This is a genomic window from Streptomyces sp. NPDC029164, assembly GCF_055563995.1.
Map to the genome: position 1 here is coordinate 1 of NZ_JBVHWW010000013.1, position 19,194 is coordinate 19,194.

Here is a 19,194-nt window from a genome sequence, read left to right on the forward strand (position 1 = left end):
AGGACAAGGCCAAGGCCTCCGCCAACGCCAAGCTGGAGGCGGAGAGCGGCAAGCCGCTCGACGCGAAGGTCATCGACCCCGCCTGGCCGAGCATCACGGTCACGGACGACCCGCTGGCCGCGACGCTGAAGACCCAGTCGGACTGGGCCGTCAAGGCCAAGCTCATCGAGCAGCCCGACCTGGCCGGCATCTACGACCTGACACTCCTGAACAAGGTCCTCAAGGCCGCCGGCAAGCCCGAGGTCTCCGACGCCGGCCTCGGCGCCAAGTAACCCCGTAGGGGGGTGACGGGCATGACTCCCGCAGAGCCCGTCACCCTCCTGGGAACCCCGGGTGCCGACGGAGCCGTCATGAGTTCCTGCTGCACTCCCGGCCCCGGTGACGTCACGACCCTCGCGCTTTCCCCGGCACCGCGGCCACCTGTCACCCCCGCGGAACGGGCCGCCGGGCGGCTGATCGACCTGCCGGGCGGGCGCTTGCTCATGGGTACCGATGACCCGGACTCCTTCCCGGCCGACGGCGAAGGGCCCGTACGCGAGGTCGGCGTCGACCCGTTCCGCATCGCGCCGACGACGGTGCGAGAGGGCGGGCTCGTCCGTCACCGCGCGCCTGAACCACCCCGTCGTCCATGTCTCCTGGAACGACGCCCAGGCGTACTGCGCCTGGTCGGGCACCCGGCTCCCCTCGGAGGCCGAGTGGGAGTACGAGGCCCGCGGCGGTTTCCGGCAGCGCCGCTACCCGTGGGGCGACGCGCGGTCCTTCCACCTCAACGGCTTCGGCCTCCACAACGTCGTCGGCAGGGTGTGGGAATGGTGCGCCGAGTGGTTCGCACCCGGCACCAGCCGCGTGATGCGCGGCGGCTCCCACCTCTGCCACGACTCGTACGGCAACCGCCATCGCGTCGCGGCCCGCAGCTCCAACCCGCCCGACAGCTCCCCCGGCAACATCGGCTTCCGCGTGGCCGCGGACAGCCCGCGTCCGCCGGGCTGACACCACCGTCCCCTCTGCCAAGGACCACGATCCGCCATGAGTGTTTCCGCAGCCCTGAGCGTGACCGAGGCGTTCCCCCGCCACCACGAGCTGACCGTCGTCGATGTCCGCACCCCGGGCGAGTTCGCGTCCGGCCACCTGCCGGACGCCCTCAACATCCCCCTCGACCGCATCGGGCGGGCGCTGACGGATCTCCGCAAGGCCGCCGAGCACAAGCCCCTGCTGGTGGTGTGCGCCTCGGGCGCCCGGGCGGAGAACGCCGTCGCCACCCTGGCCTCCCACGGCATCGACGCGTCGAGCCTCACCGGCGGCACCACCGCCTGGGCGGCCGAAGGCCACCGGCTCCAGTACCCGGAAGGCCGTCCGCGGAACGTCTGGGCCATGGAGCGCCAAGTCCGCTTCACCGCGGGCTCCGTCGTACTCCTCGGTCTGGCCCTCGCCTTCCTCGTCCACCCGGCCTTCCAGTTGCTGTCCGCGGGAATCGCGGCCGGCCTGGTCTTCTCCGCCCTCACCAACACCTGCGGCATGGCGGTCGTTCTCGGCCGGCTTCCCTTCAACCGGCAGCGGAAGACCCCTGGACACCTAAGTCGGACGGGGCCTGGCCGATGACTCCCAGCCGGCCGTGGTCGAGCGTACGCCTGGCCGCGGCGCGGCGCGCTCTCAGGCGGTGCCACCATCGCAAGGTGGCGTCGTGCGACAGCTCCGCGTACACCTCACGGGCACGCCCGTCGTCAACGCCGGCCAGGAGCTGGACAGCCCTGAGCCGGGAGGAACCGCGCCAGGTACGGTCGTACGCGAAGGCGACCAGCAGGTCCTGCCCGACGGCGTCGAGGGGGGCCGCGGGCGAGTGGTCGCCCTTCGGGGGAGCCGGCTTCTCGACGGCGTGGTGATGGAGATCTGCGAGCCAGAGGGCCGCCTCGGCTCGCTGGCGGTGGGTCACGTCATCGTCGTGCGCGAGCCGGGTGAGCAGTTCCACCCCGCGGTCGTCGCCCAGTTCCGCGAGGAATCCGGCGGCCTTGAGCCGTTTCCCCGCCTTGAGGCCGGTGTCCTGGGCCTGAGCGGCCAGGATCTCGCCGCCGTTCTTGTCGCCGAGCTTGGCCAGCCGTGCGGCGACCGGCGGCCCGCACACGCCGGAGAGGCAGGGCGAGCGGGCCAGTTCGGTCAGAATCTCCAGTCCGCGCCTGTCCTTCAGAAGCAGCAGCGTACTGGCGGCCTGCACCCGGTCGTCGATCACGAAGCTGGACAGGATCCGGGCGAACATGCGCTCGATGTCGGGATCTGAGACGTCGGTGATCCACCGGCCTCGCGCCACCTTGGCCCGCCAGAGCTCGAAACGGCCGATGCGGCACATCCTCAGCAGGGCGTCGGTCACGGCGCGGGTGACGGATGGCGGCAGCTCCGTGCCCAACCTGTGCTGAGCGGCCAGGAATACGCATCCGTCCAGTCCGCCCCGGTTCGCGAGGCGCTCCAGCTCTTTGATCACCGCGGTGGCGTCGTGCTCACCGTCGTCGAGAAGGAAGCCGAAGTAGGACTCCTCCTCCCGGCCCGGTGGGTTCCAGTACCGGAGCCCCAGCAGTCGCCGGCTGGCATCCGCCTCAGGCAACACCCAGTGCCGGGACCAGCCCTTCACGAGCAGGCGGGCCAGTTCCGCCGCACGGGCCTGCGGGCTCGCGTGGCGGGCGGCGCAGTATTCGAGCAGCGTCTGGTGGAGGAAGACGATCCTTCCTGCCCTCACGGTCAACAGCCCGCTGCGCAGCAGGCTCGCCTCAAGGAACGCTCGCCATTCGCCCGGGGGCACCGTGGCGGGGCGTTGGGCAGCGGGCTGTGACTCCAGGAGGCTGACCGCCGACACCGTCTCGTCCCGGCGGCGTTCGGCGGCCAGCAGGCCGATGAGCCCGGGAAGCCTCTCCAGGGTGTGCTCGGCCCGGTCGAGGACGGCGGGTCCGTGCCTTTCCAGGCCGGCGTAGCGCTGACGGGTGTCCGGTGACGAGGCGGCGCATTGGCGCTCGTGGAGCCGGTCGGTGAACTGCCGATAGATCTGGCCGCGGCTGGCGGGCAACTCCCTGTCGGGGGAGTCGACGTGAAGTTGGCAGAGCATCGCGGCCATCAGGGGCGTGCGGGCGAGGTCGGCGATCCGCCGGAACGCCGGATCCTGCGTGAAGCGCTCGGCTGCCGCCTCCGGCTCGGGCAGCCCGAGGGCACCGAACCAGCGGCAGGCCACCTGCTCGACGTCCTCGGGGCTGAAGGGCAGCAGGCGGTACCAGGCCACCTCCGGGCCGAGAGCCCGGAACTCGCGGGTGGCCAGGGGGCGGGCGGCGATGACGAAGCGGAACAAGTGGGCGTTGTGACTCTTGGTCAGAGCGGCCAGGGCGCCCACGATGTCGCGGCGTGCCGTCGCGCTGGTGACCTCGTCCAAGCCGTCGACCAGTACGAGCCAGCGCGCCCCGGCCCGCGGCGGGCGGGTGAAGAGCTCCGCGGGCACATCGTCCAGCAGGCCGTGCGGCCTGAGGTGCTCGTTCACAGCCGTGGCGAGAGCCTTGCCGAACGTGTGCTTGACCAGAGACTCCGCCGGCACCAGGACGGGCATTTCCTCCGCTTGGGCATCAGTCCAGCGGTTGAGCCCCTGGTCCAGCCAGATGCGCAGCAGACTGGATTTCCCGCCGCCCGGCCCGGCGGTGATCACACACACCTGCTGCTCGGCCAGGGCCTCGGTGGTGGGCAGCGGCCTCTGTCCGGCACCGGGCAGTGCTGCCGGGTTTCCGTCATCGGGGCTGTTCGGATCCACCGGGACTGCTTGCTGACCCCAGTGGACGTCCGTCAGAGACGGTGCGGCGCCGGGCAGGAAGAAGGGGTGGGGATGGTGTCGGGCGACCTCCCGGGCCGCGGCGACGTAGTCGTGGAGCAGGCGGTTCTGCGACTCGGCCCGGGCCCTCACCAGGCGGGTGTGGGGGGCGACCTGGTCCCGCAGGCTCTCCAGCTCCGCGCGTTCCCGTCCCTCGATGCCCAGAGCGGTGAGGAGCGCGTCCAGCGTGACGAAGGTCGGCGTGGTCCTGCCATTCTCGGCGTTACTGATCGCTCCCGTGGCGATCCCCGCCCGCGACGCAAGTTCCTTGACCGACCACCTGCGGGCTTGCCGGGCGTCCCCGAGCAGGGTGCCGAGACGCCCTCGTGCCAGTGCCTGTTGCGGAGTCAGTGCTTCTCCGTCGGCCATCGCTCCCCCCACGGATTTTGCCGTTCATCCTTGTTCACGCCCCGGGATGAACACCCACCGCACAGGTTCCCATGGCCCGACAGACCCAGCCGGACCTTTCCCGGATCCGATCGGCCATGATCCCGAGGAGAACTGCCGTGACCATCACTGACCACGACCACCTGCTGGCCGCCGCTGTCGGCGCACCCGTGGTCCTCGCACTGCTGGGCCGCCTCGTCCGCGGCCGGCGACAGCCGCGGGCCGACCTCTTCCGCGGCCTGCGCGATGTTCTGACGCTGCGTATGGTCCTGCGTGACACCGCACCCGAGGAGCGTGCCGAACTGCTCGGGGCCCACCTGTCCTGGCGGCTCGGCCGAAGCGGCCGGGACAGGTCCTGACCCGCGTCAGAGGACCTTGGAGAGGAAGGCGCGGGCGAGGTCCTTGATGACGTCCAGGACCTCGCCGACCAGCTCCGGAAGGGCGTCTGCGCCGCGGCCGGCATGTCCGCGACGCCCCGCCTGCTCGGCGGGGCCTGGCGGCCCCGCGGGGGGAGGATCAGCCGGCCGCCGCGGACAGGATGACGTCCACGAGGCGGTCCGCGGCGTCCGGCCTTCCGTACGCCCTGGCCCGCTCCGCCATCGCCGCCCGCCGTCCGGGATCGGTCAGAAGCGGGCCGAGCGCGTCGCCGAGGGCCTGCGCCGTGACGTCGCCGAGCAGGGCGACGGCCGCTCCCGCGTCGGCCAGGTGCCGGGCGTTGTGCGCCTGTTCGTTCCCCGCCGACGTGGCGAGCGGTACGAACACGGCCGGCTTCCCGAGCGCGGTCAGCTCCGCCATCGTCCCGGCCCCGCTGCGCGACAGCACCACATCGGCCAGCGCGAGCACGTCGGGCAGCTCCGGCCCGACGAATCCGGTCAGGTGATACCGCCCGGCGAGGACGGGGTCCAGGCCGGCGGCGGCGTCGCGGAGTTCGTTCACGTTCGCCGGGCCGCACTGGTGGATCACGTTCGCGTGGCTCAGCAGCCAGGGCAGCACATCCCGGACGACCCCGTTGATCTGCTGCGCGCCCTGCGCGCCGCCGGTGACGTAGACGGTCGGCAACCGCCTGTCGAACCCGTACAGGGCCAGCGCCTGAACCGCCTTGTCCGGGTGACCGGTCAGCACCTCCGGCCGCACCGGGTTCCCCGTGACGACCGCCCGGTCCCGTACCTCGGCGGGCAGCAGGGCCAACGACGACTCGGAGGACACGGCGATCCGCGTCGCCGAACTCGCCAGCTTCCGGTTGGCCAGCCCCAGCCGGACCGTCTGCTCGTGCAGGACCAGCGGACGCCTGCACAGCCGTGCGGCCAGCCCGGCCGGCACCGCGACGTACCCGCCCGTCGCGAGCACGACATCCGGCTCGAACTCGGACACGATCGACCGCGCCTGCGCCACACCGAGCGGCACCCGCGCCATGTCCTTCACGTTCGCGGCGGACAGCATCTTGAGGGGATTCGACGAACGGCGGATCTTCCCCGTCGCCACCGTCTTGAACGCGATTCCCTCCGCCGGAGCGACCCGCGCCTCAAGGCCGTCCGCCGTACCGATCCACAGGACGTCCAGCGTGCCGCCCGTCGCCGCGAGGCGGCCCTGCAGGGTACGGACCGCCGTGAGGGCCGGATAGGTGTGACCGCCGGTCCCCCCGCCTGTCACGAGCAGCCGGAAGGAACGCGGGAGCGAAGGAGTATCCACCTGGGCAACCCTACTGTCTGATGACCGACGACGACGCGGGGCGCCGTGCCGAACACCGGCCGGCCCGGGCCGGCCCCGGCTGGGCCATCGCCTCAGCTCTTGTTGCCGGCGCGTAGCCACGCGATGTAATCGGCGGCCGCTCGCTCGGTGTCGTACTCGGCCCGGTAGCCGGTGTCCTCCTGGAGGCGGCTGATGTCGAGGACCAGGTGCGAGGCCCCTTCGCCACCGGTGGGGAGGTGGACCCGGGTGTCGGGGACCGCCTTCTTGATCGCTTCTCTGAGCTGGGTCGATGGTCAGTCGATGACGGCGGTTGCCTCGATTTCGACCAGGTGCTCGGGTACGTCCAGTGCCGCCACGCCCAGCAGCGAGGCCGGCGGGACCGGTGCGGCACCCAGCTTCGCGGCCGCCCGGGCGATCCCCTCCATCAGCAGCGGCATCTTGTCGGGCGTCCAGTCGACGACGTAGACGGTCAGCTTCGCCACGTCGTCGAAGGAGGCGCCGACCTCGGCCAGGGCGATGGCGACGTTGAGGTAGCACTGCTCGACCTGAGCGGCGAGGTCGCCTTCACCGACCGTGACGCCGTCGGCGTGCCAGGCGACCTGTCCGGCGATGAAGACGAGCTTCGACCCGGTCGCGATCGACACCTGCCGGTACGCGTCGATCTCCGGCAGTCCCTTGGGGTTCACCAGGGTGATGGCCATGCTGTCCGCCTCCATTGGCATGGGCGCGCGTGAGCTCGATTCCGTCGAGCACCCACACACCCGCTCTCTTGTGGTTACTCAGGAACCGTAGGAGAGTGAACCCTGACATGGAAGAACGCACTTTTCAGTGACTGGGGAACCTCATGGTGACCAAGCAGCTCACGGGCTTGCCCGACGAAGCGGACCTGCGGCGGGCGGACTCGCTGGGGCGGGAGATCTTCTCCGACGTCGCCAACAAATGGGCGCTCCTGATCATCGAAGCCCTGGGGGAGCGCACGCTGCGCTTCAGCACGTTGCGTGACGAGGTCGAGGGCATCAGTCACAAGATGCTGACCCAGAACCTGCGCATGCTGGAGCGGTACGGGCTGCTCGAGCGGACCGTGTACCCCACCGTGCCGCCGCGGGTCGAGTACACCCTCACCGAGCCCGGTCAGGCCCTGCGGGCGACGATCGACGGGCTGTGCGACTGGACCCACCGGTACTTCGGGCACATCGAGGCCTCGCGCCGCCGCTTCGACGCCTGACCAAGGACCTGCTGCCCTCCGAGCGGACGGATCGCCAGACCTGACGGTCCCGGCCCCGCCTGCGGGCCAATGCCGCCCGCGCCGGCGCCTCGGACACCTTGGAAGGGGACGGGCGCGGTCGAAGAAGGCGGGACAGCCCCCGGCGTGGGGTCGGCGGACGGGATGACCTCGAATCCGGCGCGCAGGGCGTCTCATGCAGGTCTGGCGGTGAACCGCGGGCTTCCTCCAGCTGTCATCGCGGTTGCGGCCGGTGGGGCCGCGAGGGCGTTCGGGCCGTCGGGCGTAGCGGTTACCCTGCTGTGCACCGTTCGTGATCACCTTGGAGGAACACCCGTGCCCGAACCGCATCCCGGGAACCGTCCCACCCTGGAGGCCGTCGCGGCGCTCGCCGGGGTGTCCCGGGCCACCGCCTCCCGCGTGGTCAACGGCGGAGACGGCGTCCGCGCGCATCTGGTGGAAAGGGTGCGCGAGGCGATCCGCGACCTGGGGTACGTCCCCAACCCCGCGGCCCGCACCCTGGTCACCCGCCGGACCGGAGCCGTCGCGGTGATCATCGCCGAGCCGGAGGTCCGGATATTCTCGGACCCCTTCTTCTCCCACCAGATCCGCGGCATCAGCAAGGAGTTGACCGCTCACGACACCCAGCTGGTCCTGCTGCTGGTGGAGGACCGGGGCGACTACGACCGCATCGAGCGCTACCTGGCCGGCGGCCACGTCGACGGGGCCCTCGCCTTCTCCCTGCACACCGACGATCCGCTGCCCGCCATCACCCGGCGCATCGGCATGCCCACCGTCTACGGCGGCCGCCCCGGCTGGACCTCCGGGCCCGGCGAGAACGAGGGCGTGGCCTACGTCGACGCGGACAACCGCGGGGGCGCGCGGGACGCCGTACGGTACCTGCTGGCGCAGGGCCGGCGGCGGATCGCGCACATCGCCGGTCCGCTCGACCAGACCTCCGCGGCCGACCGGCTGAGCGGCTACCGGGACGTGCTCCCGGGCGACGCCCCCGACCTGTTCGCCGAAGGGGACTTCACCCCGGCGGGCGGGGCCCGCGCGATGGCCGAGCTGCTGGACCGCGCCCCGGGGATCGACGCCGTCTTCGCCGGGAACGACCTGATGGCCACGGGCGCGCTACGGGTGCTGCGGGAGCGGGGCCGGACGGTTCCGGGAGACGTGGCGCTGGTGGGGTTCGACGACGCCGAGTCCGTGGCGGAGGGCGCCGACCCGCCGCTGACCACCGTGCGGCAGGACGTCGAGGGGATGGGGCGCATGATGGCGCAGCTGTTGATGCGCACCCTGGACGGGAGTCCGCAGGAGCGGGCCGCGGTCGGTCCGGTGATCACCGCGACGTCGCTGGTCCGGCGCGCGTCGGCCTGACGCGGCTCGCCGGGGACGGCCCCCACGACACGGCCGCCCGGGCCCGCGTGACAGCGGGTCCGGGCGGCCGGGCCGGGCGGAGGGACGTCGGGGATCAGCGGCGCACGGGGCACTGCTTCCAGGAGAAGTGGTAGATGCTGTTGATGCCGCCGTCCGTCGAGTCGAGGGCCATGAAGCTGGTCTGCGACGGGTCGGAGGTGCCCACTTCGGCGCGCAGTTCGGTGTTGATGTTGAAGTTGCGCTGCTCGCCGCAGGGTGCGAACACCAGGGCTTCGATGCCCGTGGTGTCGGTCGCCTGCCAGTTGTCCTCGTAGCGGCCGTTGAACTTGTGGGTGCGCTGGGCGGTCTGGCTCATGCCCTGGAAGTAGTAACTGGCCTTCTGGGTGCCGATCGCGCCTTCCTGCAGGCTGCCGAAGCCCCGGTAGTCGACCTTCGCCACGGCGTAGGTGTAGCCCTGGGGGACGTGGACCTGGAGGGAGAGGAGACAGTTCTTGCGGCCTTCGGTGGCGGGGGCGCCGCCGCCGGCCTGGGCCAGGTACTCGCTGTAGGTGACGGTGAAGGCCGAGTTGTCCGGCGCCACCGCGACGGCGGCGCTGCCTGGGCGGCAGCCCGATCCGTTGACGGAGGCGACGTCCACGGTCACCTGGTCGGTGGGCGCCGAGGGGGAGGCCCCGGCCGTGGGGGTCAGCGTGACGAGCGTTGCTGTCACGGCGGCTGCGGTGAATCCGGTACGGAGCGACTTGATCACACCGTCATGGATAGCCGTCGGCGGCGGTACCGGACGGCCGACGGGTACGCGGTCTCACCTCGATGGCCGAAACGATTCACCGCAGAAACGATCAACCGGCCCATAGCGGTCCGCCGAACGGCCGCAGGCGACGCGGAGCACCGAGTCGCACCGACCATAAAGTCTCGCTTGTCCTAATATCGGCGAGATCCTTCAGGCCCTGCGGTGAGGAGTCCCATGTCCCGCGTACGACGGTCCGCCGCCCTGGCGGCGCTGGCGCTCGCCACCGTCCTGGCCGTCACGGCGACGGGACACGCACCCGCGTTCGCCACGGTCCACCACACCGGCGACGAGGCCGCCGTGCTCGGCGAGGAGCACGCCCGCGCGCACGCGCGACTGCGCCGGGCGGCCAAGGGAACCCAGGGCTACCCGCAGTCGAAGCGCACGGCGAGCCTGGTCTCACTGGAGGAGTCCCAGCGCAAGGCCAACGCCGGCTTCGACGCGGCGCGGTTCGGCCGCTTCACGGAGTTCTTCCCCTCGCCCGACTTCGGCGTCCACGTGGCCCTGCTGCCGACGGGCAAGGTGCTGCTCTTCTCCTTCGAGCGGGTGGAGGCCGATCCCACCAAGGAGACCGGCCCCACGAACACGGTGGGGCGGACGAACGCCGGCCGGGCCTACCTCTGGGACCCCGCCAAGGGCACCGGCGCCCGGGCCTTCAAGAACGTACCGCCGCCGGTGGTGCTGATGCCCGACGGCACCTACGCCCCGCGCCCGGCGCCGTTCTTCTGCGCCGGGCACTCCTACCTCCCCAACGGCATGGTCGGGGTCTTCGGCGGCAACGTCGGCGGCAAGGGCGGCAGCGGCGCCAAGCTGTCCTTCGTGTTCGACCCGTGGACCGAGACCTGGTTCCGCAACCGCGACATGGCCGTCGGCCGCTGGTACCCCTCCGTGGTGACCGGGGCGGACGGCCGCCAGATCATCATGTCCGGACAGTCCGAGCGCGGTACGGGAACGCCCACTCCGGTCGTGGAGCGCTTCCCCGCGCTGGGGCGCCCCGTGCCCTGGCGTCCGTTCGACATCCCGGTGAACGTTCCCGCGGAGCGGCTCCGCTCCGAGGCCCCCTTCCGCAACGACTATCCGCACCTGTTCTCACTGCGGGACGGCAAGGTCTACGGACTCGGCCGCGACGCCGACCAGCAGTGGCTGTTCGATCCGGTCAAGGACGTGCGCACCGACCTGCCCCGGCGGCCCGCCGACTTCCGGGGCTACGGTTCGGCCGTGCCGCTGCCGGCCGGCTTCCGCGGCCCGGACTCCGTCCTGGTGCTCGGCGGCGACCCGCGCGACCCGCACACGTACCGGCTGTCCGGCGGCCGCTGGAGCATCGAGGAGCCGAGGGCCTTCGGCCGCACCCAGGACGGCACCCTGATCCTGCCGGACGGCACCCTGCTCACCGTGAACGGCGCCCTGGACACCCGGGACTATGGCAACGGACCCTTCAACCCGAAGGCCGACCTGAAGTACCGGCAGATCGAACTGCGCGACGGGCGCGGCCACTGGAAGCTGGGTCCGGCCCAGCGGCTGCCCCGCGGCTACCACTCCAACGCCCTGGTCCTGCCGGACGGGCGGATGATGGTCACCGGCGACGAGCTCCAGCAGATTGCCAACGACCCCGACATCAAGGACGGGATGGACGGCAGCATCGAGCTGTACGAGCCCGCCTACCTGCACCGGGGCGCGCGCCCGGCGCTCGACCGGGCGCCGGCGGGCGAGCTCGGCCATGACACGGCCTTCCAGGTCACGAGCTCGACGGCGAAGGACGTCAAGCGCGCCGTGCTGCTGGCGCCGACCACCGTCACGCACTCGGTCAACACCAGCCAGCGCCACCTGGACCTGCGGATCACCGGCGTGCACGGCTCCTCGCTCGGTCTCCGGACCCCGCCGAGCGCGGCCGACGCCCCGCCCGGGTACTACATGCTCTTCCTGCTCGACGCGAAGGGCGTGCCCAGCGCGGCGAAGTGGGTGAAGCTGGGCGTCCGCCCGCGGTCGCGCTGAGCACTCACGGCCGGGGCCGCGGTGCGGCTACGTCCCCGGCAGCGGCGGTTCGACCTTCGCCAGCCAGGTGGCGAGGAGCCGCTCCAGCTGCGCGGCCTCCAGCGGCGTCAGGCCGTCCAGCAGGCTCCGCTCGTTGCGCATGTGCTCGGCGAAGGCCTGGTCGATCAGGTCCCGTCCGGCCGGTGTGAGCGCGACCACCCGGCCCCGGCCGTCGACGGCCGAGCGGCGGCGGGTGACCAGCCCGTCGCGTTCGAGCCGGTCGATCCGCTTGCTCATGGCACCCGTCGTCACCATGGTGTGCGCGGCGAGCTCTCCGGGTGCCCGCTCGAACGGCTCCCCCGCCCGGCGCAGGGTGGCCAGTACGTCGAACTCCCCCTCGCCGAGGCCGTACTTGCGGTAGACGAGGGCGAGGCGGTCGGTCAGGAGCAGGCCGAGCCGGTGCAGCCGCCCGATCACGCCCTGGGGACTGACGTCGACGTCGGGCCGTTCACGGGCCCACTCGTCCTGGATGCGGGCCACGTGGTCCTTGGGCTGGGGTTTCACGGGAACAGCATAGCGTTAGCTTCCACGGAAGGTATTGTATCTTCCATGGAAGACAATCTGCGGTGGTCACTGGTCACGGCGATGGCCCCGTTGGCGTGGGGCACGACCTACTTCGTCACCCGGGCGTTCCTGCCCGACGGCCACCCGCTCTACGGGGGCGTCATCCGGGCCCTGCCGGCCGGGCTGCTGCTGCTCGCGGCGGGCCGGCGGCTGCCGAGCGGCAGCTGGTGGTGGCGGGCGCCCCTGCTCGGCGTCCTCAACATGGGCGGCTTCTTCGCGCTGGTGTACCTGGCCGCGCAGCGGCTGCCGACGAGCGTGGCCTCGACCGTCATGGCGACGGCTCCGCTGGTGATGATGATGTTCGCCTGGGCGCTGCTGGCCGAGCGGCCGGGCCTGCGACACCTGGCGGGTGCGGGCGTCGGGGTCGGCGGCGTCTGCCTGATGCTGCTGACCCCGGGCGCACCCGTCGACCTCCTCGGCGTGCTCGCGTCGGCCGCCGCCATGGGGATGGCCTCGCTCGGCTACGTACTGGCCAAGCGGTGGGGCGCCGGGGTGGACGTGCTCTCGTCGACGGCCTGGCAGCTGCTGGGCGGCGGGCTGCTCCTGCTCCCCCTCGCGGTCGCCGTGGAGGGGGCCCCGCCGCGACTGGACGGCCCCGCGCTGGCCGGCTTCGGCTACGTGACCGTGGTGGCGACCGCGGTGGCCTTCGCCGCCTGGTTCGCGGGTCTGCGGCACCTGCCCGCCGGGACCGTCGGGCTGCTCGGTCTGCTCAATCCGGTGACGGGCGTCCTGCTCGGCACGGCCGTCTCCGGGGAGTCCCTCGGGCCGCTCCAGCTCTGCGGCCTGGCGCTCGCGCTGACCGGGGTGCTGCTGGGGCGCCCGACGGCACCGCGCCCGCACCCGGGGGCTCCGGGGCGGGCGCGGGCCGAGGCGCCGGAGACTACGCGGTGACGGTGCCGTCCACCGCCGGAGCCGGCCCGAAGCGGACCACCGCCGCGCGCCCGGCCGTACGCAGGACCAGGCCGGGCCCGCCCGTCAGCAGGGCGGCGTCGTAGGGAGCCAGCTCCTCGACACCGCCGGGACCGGGACCGGGACCGGGCCGGTGCAGCGCGGCCGGCCCGTCCAGGGCCACGATCAGCAGGGTCTCCCCGGGCGGCACGGCGAGCGCGAGCACGCCCCGTACGACGGCGGTCTCCGCCCGGGTCTCGCTCCGCCGGTACATCACGTTGAAGTTGACCACCGGACCGTCGAGGAGGCGGCAGTCCGTCGGCTCGTCCCCGGCGAAGTCACGCGGCGCGAACCGCTCGTCCACGAGGTGGCGGACGCCGGCCACCGCGAGGTCCATGCCCGCGCCCTCGGCCAGGGTGAGGGTGCGGTCGACCCCGGGGAAGGAGGAGAAGGGCCCGTCGGCGGCGACCTCCGCGAGGCTCACCCGCCAGGCGAAGTCCCCGGTGCCGGCGCCCTCGGGCCGGGCGGCGATCTCGCGGGTGACTCCCCCGCCGTTCTTCCACGGGGTCGCACCGCGGTCGGCCGCCCGCAGGAGGCGCAGCCCGTCGCCGCCGCTCACGCGGTCGGCCCGGTCAGCCGCGCGGTCAGTTCCCCGGCGTCGGCGAGGAACCACGCCTGACGCCCGCGGTTGCACTCGCGGACGAAGTCGCGCAGCGCCGAACTGGATGCCATGTGGTGGGAGATGTCGCCGAGGACGACGATGCCGACCCGGTACTGGGCGAACTTCTGGATGATCTCCCCGGCGACCCGGGTGCTCAGCCGGAAGAACCCGTCGTCGAACCGTTCGGCGGGGATGACGACCCACTGGGCGCCCTGGTAGGAGGCGTCGCCGATGCAGTCGAGGGCATCGCGTTCGCCGGCGATGACCTCGCCCTCGGCCGCGCACATCAGGACGGGTACGTCATTGATCGTCTGCAGGGTGCTCATGGAGGTCGAGGCTAGTTCGGGACGCCGACGGCGTCGACGCGTTCAGGCGACGCGGTTCAGGCGTCCTTCTCCGTCGAGGGGCGCAAGCGGCCCAGCAGGGCGTAGAGCGTCGCGCTCTCGGTCTCGTCGAGCGTGTCGAGCGCGCCGTGCATGTCCTGCATCTCCTCGCGGACCCGGCGGATGACCTCGCGGCCGGCGACCGTGGCCACGACGTTCTTGACGCGGCGGTCGGCGGGGTCCGGTTCCCGGCGCACCAGCTCGCGGGCCTCCAGGCGGTCGACGATGCCGGTCACGTTCGAGGCGTCGCACACCAGCAGGGTGGCGAGGCCGCGCATCGGCACGGGGCCGTCGAGCTGGGCGAGGACCCTCGCCTGGGTGGAGGTGAGGCCGTGCTGGGCGGCGGCGGCCGCGAACTCGCGCCATTGGGCGGTGCCGATGGCCGCGAGCAGTTCCAGCAGCTGGAGCTTGGTGGGGGTGTGCGTGGCGGTGTCGCTCATACCTGGAGCGTACTCAGGATGTTTGACATTATCAATTGTTTACTTGACCACCTTAACTATCGAGGTCTACCGTCAGTCGAGTTACTTGAGGAAGTCAAACATCTGCGTTCCGAAGCTCTTCAGCTCCGAAACACGAAGAAGGTCCCCCCAGCCATGAGCACCCCCTCCCCCGCCACCCCGGCCTCCGGGGCCCGGAACGAGACGGTCATCGTCTTCGCCCTGAGCCTCGCCGCCATGGTCGTGTCGATGATGCAGACCCTGCCGGTCCCGATCCTGGGACTCATCCGCGACGACCTCGGCACCTCGACCGCGAACGTGAGCTGGGTAACCACCGCGACCCTGCTGTCGGCGGCGGTCTTCACCCCGCTCCTGGGCCGGTTCGGCGACCAGCACGGCAAGAAGCCCACCCTGGTGGCCGTGCTCGGCGTCATGGTCGTCGGCTCCGTCATCGCGGCGCTGGCGTCCTCGCTGCCCCTGCTGATCCTGGGCCGGGTGCTCCAGGGTGCCGCCACCGCGATCTTCCCGCTGGCCCTCTCGGTCCTGCGCGAAGAGGTCCGGCCGCAGAAGCTGCCGGGAGCGATGGCGCTGGTCAGCGGCACGCTCGCGTTCGGCAGCGGCCTCGCGCTCGTCGCGACCGGGCTGCTCACCTCCGGGTCGGACGCGGACTACCGCAACGCCTTCTGGATGGCCACCGGCTTCGCCCTGCTCGCCCTGCTCGCGGTCGTCTTCCTGGTCCCCGCGACCCGGCACAAGACCGGCGGGCGCACCGACTTCCTCGGCGCGCTGACCCTCGGCCTCGCCCTGCTGCTCCTCCTGCTGCCGATCTCCCAGGGCCACGAGTGGGGCTGGACCTCCGGCCGTACGCTGGGCAGCTTCGCCGGCGCCGCCGTGATGGCCGCCGTCTGGGTGCTCGTCGAGCGCAAGGTCAGCGAGCCGCTCGTCGACATGAGGATGTTCGTCCACCGCCCGGTCCTCATGGCCAACCTGGCCGGCGTCCTCGTCGGCTTCGGCATGTTCGCGAACTTCCTGGGCGTCTCCTACCTCGTCCAGATGCCCGAGGCACTGACCGGCTACGGCTTCGACGCGTCGATCCTGCGCGCCTCCGTGCAGTTCCTGCTGCCCGGCGCCATCGTCTCGCTGCTCGCCTCGCCCGTCGGCGGCCAGATCGTGCGCCACCGCGGTCCGCGCGCGGCGCTGGGACTGGCCGCCGCGCTCGGCGCCGCCGGCTTCGCCTGGCTCGTCCTGGACCACCGGCACAGCCTCTCGGTGATCGGCGCCGGACTGGTCGTCGGCGCGGCCGTCAGCTTCGGCTACGCGGCCATGCCCGCCGTGATCATGTCCAGCGTCCCGCACCACCAGAGCGGCATCGCCAACGGCATCAACTCGATCTCCCGCTCCACGGGCAGTGCGATCGGCAGCGCCGTCGTCACCACGATCCTGGCCTCGAAGACCATCGAGCACCTGCCCGCGGGCGTGCCCCCGCTGCCCGCCGAGTCCGGCTTCACCCTCACCTTCGGGATCGGGGCCGTGGCCTTCGCCCTGGTCGCGGTGATCAGCTGGATCGGCCTGCGGGGAGGACACCGCACGGTGGCGGCGTCCGCGCGGCCCGGGGCAGCCGAGCAGAACGAGCAGGCCGAGACGGCGGAGAGGGCCGGAAAGGCCGAGGCGGCCCGGCAGTCCGAAGCCGTGGAAGCCGCCCGCTGACCGACCCGCACCGCCGGCCCGGCGGTCCCCCTGCCGCGTGTCGTTCGCGGCGGGGCGACCGCCGGGCCTTGCATGGTGGGTGCATGAAGGCTACGGACGTCATCGCCGACGGTTTCGGACGCATCCGGGAGATCGTGCACGAGGTCGTGGACGGGGTCCCGGCGGAGCTGCTCAACGCGCGCGTAGACCCGGCGGCGAACTCGATCACCTGGCTGATCTGGCACCTGACCCGCATCCAGGACGACCACATCGCCGACGCGGCCGGCCTGGAGCAGCTGTGGCAGGCCGGGGGCTGGGCGGACCGGTTCGCCCTGCCGCTGCCCGCCGGGGCCACCGGGTACGGTCACTCGGCGCGCCAGGCGGGCACGGTCCGGGTGGACTCGGGCGAGCTGTTGCTGGGGTACTACGACGCGGTGCACGAGCGGAGCCTGGGCTTCGTCCGGGGACTCGCCGCCGCCGATCTGGACCGGGTGGTCGACGAGCGCTGGGACCCGCCGGTCACCCTCGGGGTGCGGCTGGTCAGCGTACTGTCCGACGACCTGCAGCACGCCGGGCAGGCCGCCTTCGTCCGCGGCGTGCTGGAGCGGACCCAGGGCTCCTGAGAACCCGCCCCGCCCCGGCCGGGGGCCGTCCCGTTGCCCGGACAGCGCCTCGTACGGCCACGGCCGCCGGCGGAACCGCTCCACGCGGTGGGGCCGGAACCCGCCCGGGTCACGGCCCCTCTCGTCACGCCCCGCTCGCGTCGAGCATGTCCTCACGCTCGACGATCTTCACGCGCTCGCGGCCCTGGGGCTCGCCGAGGGCCTTCTCGGCCGCGTCCAGCCGGTGCCAGCCCTCCCACGTGGTGAAACGGACGCTGCGCTCGGCGAGGAAGGCCTCGACGGCCGCCGGCGCGGGCGTGGCCGGCTCGCCGAGGCGGCCCTCCGCGTGGTCGGCGAGCAGGTTCGCGACGGTCTCGTTCGCGTCGCCCTTGGTGTGGCCGATCAGGCCGACCGGGCCGCGCCGGATCCAGCCCGTGACGTACGTCGACTGCAGGTGGGTGCCGGCTTCGATCACACGGCCGCCCTCGTCCGGGACGGTGCCGGAGTCGACGTCCCACGGGAGCTTGGGCAGCTCATCGGAGAGGTAGCCGACGGCCCGGTAGACGGACTGGACGTCCCAGTCGGTGAACCGGCCGGTGCCCTTGACGTTGCCGGTGCCGTCGAGCTCGGTGCGCTCGGTGCGCAGGCCGACCACGCGGCCGTCCTCGCCGAGCACCTCCGCGGGCGACTCGAAGAAGTGCAGGAACAGCTTGTGCGGGCGCTCGCCGATGTCCCGGATCGCCCAGTTCTCCAGGGTCTTGGCGACCATGTCGGCCTGCTTGTTGGCGCGGCGGGTGGCTATGGAGCCCTCGTCGTAGTCGATGTCCTCGGGGTTGACGATGACCTCGATGTTGGGCGAGTGGTCCAGTTCCCGGAGCTCCATCGGGCTGAACTTGGCCTGGGCGGGACCTCGACGCCCGAAGACGTGCACCTCGAGCGCCTTGTTGGCCTTGAGGCCGGCGTAGACGTTCGCCGGGATCTCGGTCGGCAGCAGCTCGTCGGCCGTCTTCGCCAGGATGCGCGCGACGTCGAGGGCGACGTTGCCGACGCCGAGCACGGCGACCTTCTCGGCCTCCAGCGGCCAGGTGCGCGGGACGTCCGGGTGGCCGTCGTACCAGGAGACGAAGTCGGCGGCGCCGTAGGAACCGTCGAGCTCGACGCCCGGGATGGTGAGCGCGCGGTCGGCCGTGGCACCGGTGGAGAAGATCACGGCGTCGTAGAAGGACTGCAGCTCGTCGAGGCTGATGTCGTTCGGGTAGTCGACGTTGCCGAAGAGGCGGACCTGCGGCTTGTCGAGCACCTGGTGCAGAGCGGTGATGATGCCCTTGATGCGCGGGTGGTCGGGGGCGACGCCGTACCGGATCAGGCCGAAGGGCGCCGGCATCCGCTCGAAGAGGTCGATGGACACACCGGGCTCGACGGCGGCCTCGGACTTCAGCAGCGCGTCGGCGGCGTAGATTCCGGCGGGGCCGGCACCGACGATTGCTACCCGCAGAGGGCGAGGCATGGCAGGGGTTCCCTTCGAGCGACGGCAGGGTGGATCAAGGGGAACCCTAAACGAAGGTAAGCCTAACCCAGCACCCGGTCTCGCTTTATGACCCCATAACCAAATCTTATGACCCCTCCAAGCTACCCTTGGGGGCGAGGTGAACTCGCTGGTCAGTGGGCACGCCACCTGACAGACTGAAACGGCTTGATCACCCCAGGAGGACGAATGGCTGACGAAACAGACACCCCGCAGGCCGCCGAGGACGAATCCCCGGCCGATGCGGCGAAGCGCAAGTTCCGCGAGGCCCTCGAGCGCAACGCGGCGAACGCCCAGTCCCAGCAGGCGCACCAGAGCCGGGCGAAGGTCCAGGGTGCCAGCAGCGGCCCCGGCGGCAAGAACAAGAAGGTCCGCCGCAAGACCGGCTGACCCTCGGACCCGAGGAGCTCAGTCTCGCCGCCGCGGCGGCGGGACCGGGCGACTCCGTCCCCGCATTGGGCCACTCGGGTGAGGGAGCATAACTCCTGGCACTGCCGACAGTTGATCAGCTCGTCCCGCCGAGGGCAGCTATCTCATGCGACAGTGCGACAGAAGGATCCCCCACATGTTCAAGAAGTTCATGGCCACCGCCGCCGTCACCGCCTCCGTGCTCGGCGCGGGTGCCGCAGTCGCCTCCCCGGCCATGGCCATCGGCAACGACGAGGGCGTCACCACCGTCAACGGCAACGGCGCCGCGCAGATCTACGGCAACCAGGAGACCCACGGCAAGATGAGCCCGCAGCTCAGCGCCGTCCAGGGCTCCCTCAACAAGCTCTGCATCGGCCTGCCGGCCAAGGTCAACGCCCAGTCCCTGTTCGCGATCATCGCCAACATCGGCGTCCAGGACATCAACGTCGCGTCGAACCCGCAGAACCAGCAGTGCGCCGAGAACTCCACCCAGGCCAAGGGTGACGAGACGGCCTCGCACATCCTCAGCAACATCCCGGTCCTCTCCGGCAACCTCTCCGCCGGCAGCTGATCGACCGACATCGCGCCGGTGTCACGCGTCACGCGTGACACCGGCGCGTTTCATTTGGTCTAGACCTTGACAGGTACAGACCACCTTCGCTTCAGTGGGCGCAGTTGCCCCCCACGGCAATTCCCCCCATTGAAGGAGCAG

The 19,194-nt window shown here is 71.8% G+C and carries 19 protein-coding genes and 2 pseudogenes; 12 read left to right on the forward strand and 9 right to left on the reverse strand.

All coding sequences use genetic code 11. The features are described 5' to 3' along the window. The 3 genes and pseudogenes from ACZ4VT_RS14440 to ACZ4VT_RS14450 form a co-directional block, all read left to right on the forward strand. Positions 1 to 272: pseudogene (locus tag ACZ4VT_RS14440) on the forward strand (sulfate ABC transporter substrate-binding protein); the annotation flags it as partial. A gap of 78 nt (positions 273 to 350) precedes the next feature. Continuing rightward, positions 351 to 990 (forward strand): annotated as a pseudogene (locus ACZ4VT_RS14445) (formylglycine-generating enzyme family protein). Between the two features lie 36 nt (positions 991 to 1,026). Beyond that, complete coding sequence (locus ACZ4VT_RS14450) at positions 1,027 to 1,599, forward strand: rhodanese-like domain-containing protein (protein WP_467949488.1); 573 nt, start codon at positions 1,027 to 1,029, stop codon at positions 1,597 to 1,599. Here the strand turns inward: ACZ4VT_RS14450 and ACZ4VT_RS14455 are convergent. Further along, a complete protein-coding gene (locus ACZ4VT_RS14455; protein ID WP_467949490.1) occupies positions 1,544 to 4,201 on the reverse strand; it encodes an NACHT domain-containing protein in 2,658 nt (885 codons plus the stop codon). The genes ACZ4VT_RS14450 and ACZ4VT_RS14455 overlap by 56 nt on opposite strands. Before the next feature lie 137 nt (positions 4,202 to 4,338). Between ACZ4VT_RS14455 and ACZ4VT_RS14460 the strand changes: the two genes are divergently transcribed. Beyond that, on the forward strand, positions 4,339 to 4,578 hold the full coding sequence (locus ACZ4VT_RS14460; protein ID WP_467949492.1) for a hypothetical protein: 240 nt from the start codon (positions 4,339 to 4,341) through the stop codon (positions 4,576 to 4,578). Between the two features lie 157 nt (positions 4,579 to 4,735). On the opposite strand, the gene ACZ4VT_RS14465 is transcribed toward ACZ4VT_RS14460, so the two are convergent. Together ACZ4VT_RS14465 and ACZ4VT_RS14470 are read right to left on the reverse strand one after the other, a co-directional pair. Beyond that, positions 4,736 to 5,908 (reverse strand): UDP-N-acetylglucosamine--N-acetylmuramyl-(pentapeptide) pyrophosphoryl-undecaprenol N-acetylglucosamine transferase, encoded by a 1,173-nt coding sequence (locus tag ACZ4VT_RS14465; RefSeq protein WP_467949494.1) that lies wholly within the window; start codon positions 5,906 to 5,908, stop codon positions 4,736 to 4,738. Positions 5,909 to 6,201: 293 nt separating this feature from the next. After that, a complete protein-coding gene (locus ACZ4VT_RS14470; RefSeq protein WP_362802298.1) occupies positions 6,202 to 6,609 on the reverse strand; it encodes a RidA family protein in 408 nt (135 codons plus the stop codon). A 143-nt stretch (positions 6,610 to 6,752) separates the two neighbouring features. On the opposite strand from ACZ4VT_RS14470, the gene ACZ4VT_RS14475 reads away from it, so the two are divergent. Both ACZ4VT_RS14475 and ACZ4VT_RS14480 read left to right on the forward strand, forming a co-directional pair. Next, a complete protein-coding gene (locus tag ACZ4VT_RS14475) occupies positions 6,753 to 7,133 on the forward strand; it encodes a winged helix-turn-helix transcriptional regulator (protein ID WP_467949496.1) in 381 nt (126 codons plus the stop codon). A gap of 333 nt (positions 7,134 to 7,466) precedes the next feature. Further along, complete coding sequence (locus tag ACZ4VT_RS14480) at positions 7,467 to 8,510, forward strand: LacI family DNA-binding transcriptional regulator (RefSeq protein WP_467949497.1); 1,044 nt, start codon at positions 7,467 to 7,469, stop codon at positions 8,508 to 8,510. Between the two features lie 94 nt (positions 8,511 to 8,604). Here the strand turns inward: ACZ4VT_RS14480 and ACZ4VT_RS14485 are convergent, their stop codons facing one another. Next, a complete protein-coding gene (locus ACZ4VT_RS14485) occupies positions 8,605 to 9,258 on the reverse strand; it encodes a DUF4360 domain-containing protein (protein ID WP_467949499.1) in 654 nt (217 codons plus the stop codon). 216 nt (positions 9,259 to 9,474) lie between these two features. Here ACZ4VT_RS14485 and ACZ4VT_RS14490 point away from each other — a divergent pair, with 216 nt between their 5' ends. Further along, positions 9,475 to 11,289 carry a galactose oxidase-like domain-containing protein gene (locus ACZ4VT_RS14490; RefSeq protein ID WP_467949500.1) on the forward strand — a complete coding sequence of 605 codons (1,815 nt, stop codon included), beginning with the start codon at positions 9,475 to 9,477 and terminating at the stop codon, positions 11,287 to 11,289. A gap of 27 nt (positions 11,290 to 11,316) precedes the next feature. On the opposite strand, the gene ACZ4VT_RS14495 is transcribed toward ACZ4VT_RS14490, so the two are convergent. After that, positions 11,317 to 11,808 (reverse strand): MarR family winged helix-turn-helix transcriptional regulator, encoded by a 492-nt coding sequence (locus ACZ4VT_RS14495; RefSeq protein ID WP_467949798.1) that lies wholly within the window; start codon positions 11,806 to 11,808, stop codon positions 11,317 to 11,319. Between the two features lie 69 nt (positions 11,809 to 11,877). Here ACZ4VT_RS14495 and ACZ4VT_RS14500 point away from each other — a divergent pair, with 69 nt between their 5' ends. Next, positions 11,878 to 12,783, forward strand: a complete 906-nt coding sequence (locus tag ACZ4VT_RS14500) for a DMT family transporter (RefSeq protein ID WP_467949502.1) — start codon at positions 11,878 to 11,880, stop codon at positions 12,781 to 12,783. Here the strand turns inward: ACZ4VT_RS14500 and ACZ4VT_RS14505 are convergent. From ACZ4VT_RS14505 to ACZ4VT_RS14515, 3 genes are read right to left on the reverse strand one after another with little or no spacing between them, the layout of a single operon-like run. Continuing rightward, the gene (locus ACZ4VT_RS14505; RefSeq protein WP_467949503.1) at positions 12,773 to 13,399 is read right to left on the reverse strand and encodes a HutD/Ves family protein; all 627 of its coding nucleotides are present in this window, start codon (positions 13,397 to 13,399) and stop codon (positions 12,773 to 12,775) included. The genes ACZ4VT_RS14500 and ACZ4VT_RS14505 overlap by 11 nt on opposite strands. Then, the gene (locus ACZ4VT_RS14510) at positions 13,396 to 13,767 is read right to left on the reverse strand and encodes a DUF4180 domain-containing protein (protein ID WP_467949505.1); all 372 of its coding nucleotides are present in this window, start codon (positions 13,765 to 13,767) and stop codon (positions 13,396 to 13,398) included. Before ACZ4VT_RS14510 ends, ACZ4VT_RS14505 begins: the two co-directional genes overlap by 4 nt. A 56-nt stretch (positions 13,768 to 13,823) precedes the next feature. Continuing rightward, the gene (locus tag ACZ4VT_RS14515) at positions 13,824 to 14,264 is read right to left on the reverse strand and encodes a MarR family winged helix-turn-helix transcriptional regulator (RefSeq protein WP_467949507.1); all 441 of its coding nucleotides are present in this window, start codon (positions 14,262 to 14,264) and stop codon (positions 13,824 to 13,826) included. Between the two features lie 153 nt (positions 14,265 to 14,417). On the opposite strand from ACZ4VT_RS14515, the gene ACZ4VT_RS14520 reads away from it, so the two are divergent. Continuing rightward, a complete protein-coding gene (locus ACZ4VT_RS14520) occupies positions 14,418 to 15,968 on the forward strand; it encodes an MFS transporter (protein WP_467949509.1) in 1,551 nt (516 codons plus the stop codon). Between the two features lie 83 nt (positions 15,969 to 16,051). After that, positions 16,052 to 16,570, forward strand: coding sequence for a mycothiol transferase (locus tag ACZ4VT_RS14525; RefSeq protein ID WP_467949511.1), 519 nt, complete (start codon positions 16,052 to 16,054; stop codon positions 16,568 to 16,570). A gap of 124 nt (positions 16,571 to 16,694) precedes the next feature. On the opposite strand, the gene ACZ4VT_RS14530 is transcribed toward ACZ4VT_RS14525, so the two are convergent. Then, the gene (locus tag ACZ4VT_RS14530; RefSeq protein ID WP_467949513.1) at positions 16,695 to 18,056 is read right to left on the reverse strand and encodes an FAD-dependent oxidoreductase; all 1,362 of its coding nucleotides are present in this window, start codon (positions 18,054 to 18,056) and stop codon (positions 16,695 to 16,697) included. A 207-nt stretch (positions 18,057 to 18,263) separates the two neighbouring features. Here ACZ4VT_RS14530 and ACZ4VT_RS14535 point away from each other — a divergent pair, with 207 nt between their 5' ends. Both ACZ4VT_RS14535 and ACZ4VT_RS14540 read left to right on the forward strand, forming a co-directional pair. Beyond that, positions 18,264 to 18,464 (forward strand): DUF5302 domain-containing protein, encoded by a 201-nt coding sequence (locus ACZ4VT_RS14535; protein WP_467949515.1) that lies wholly within the window; start codon positions 18,264 to 18,266, stop codon positions 18,462 to 18,464. 175 nt (positions 18,465 to 18,639) lie between these two features. Then, positions 18,640 to 19,053, forward strand: a complete 414-nt coding sequence (locus tag ACZ4VT_RS14540) for a rodlin (protein ID WP_467949517.1) — start codon at positions 18,640 to 18,642, stop codon at positions 19,051 to 19,053. Positions 19,054 to 19,194: the final 141 nt, after the last annotated feature.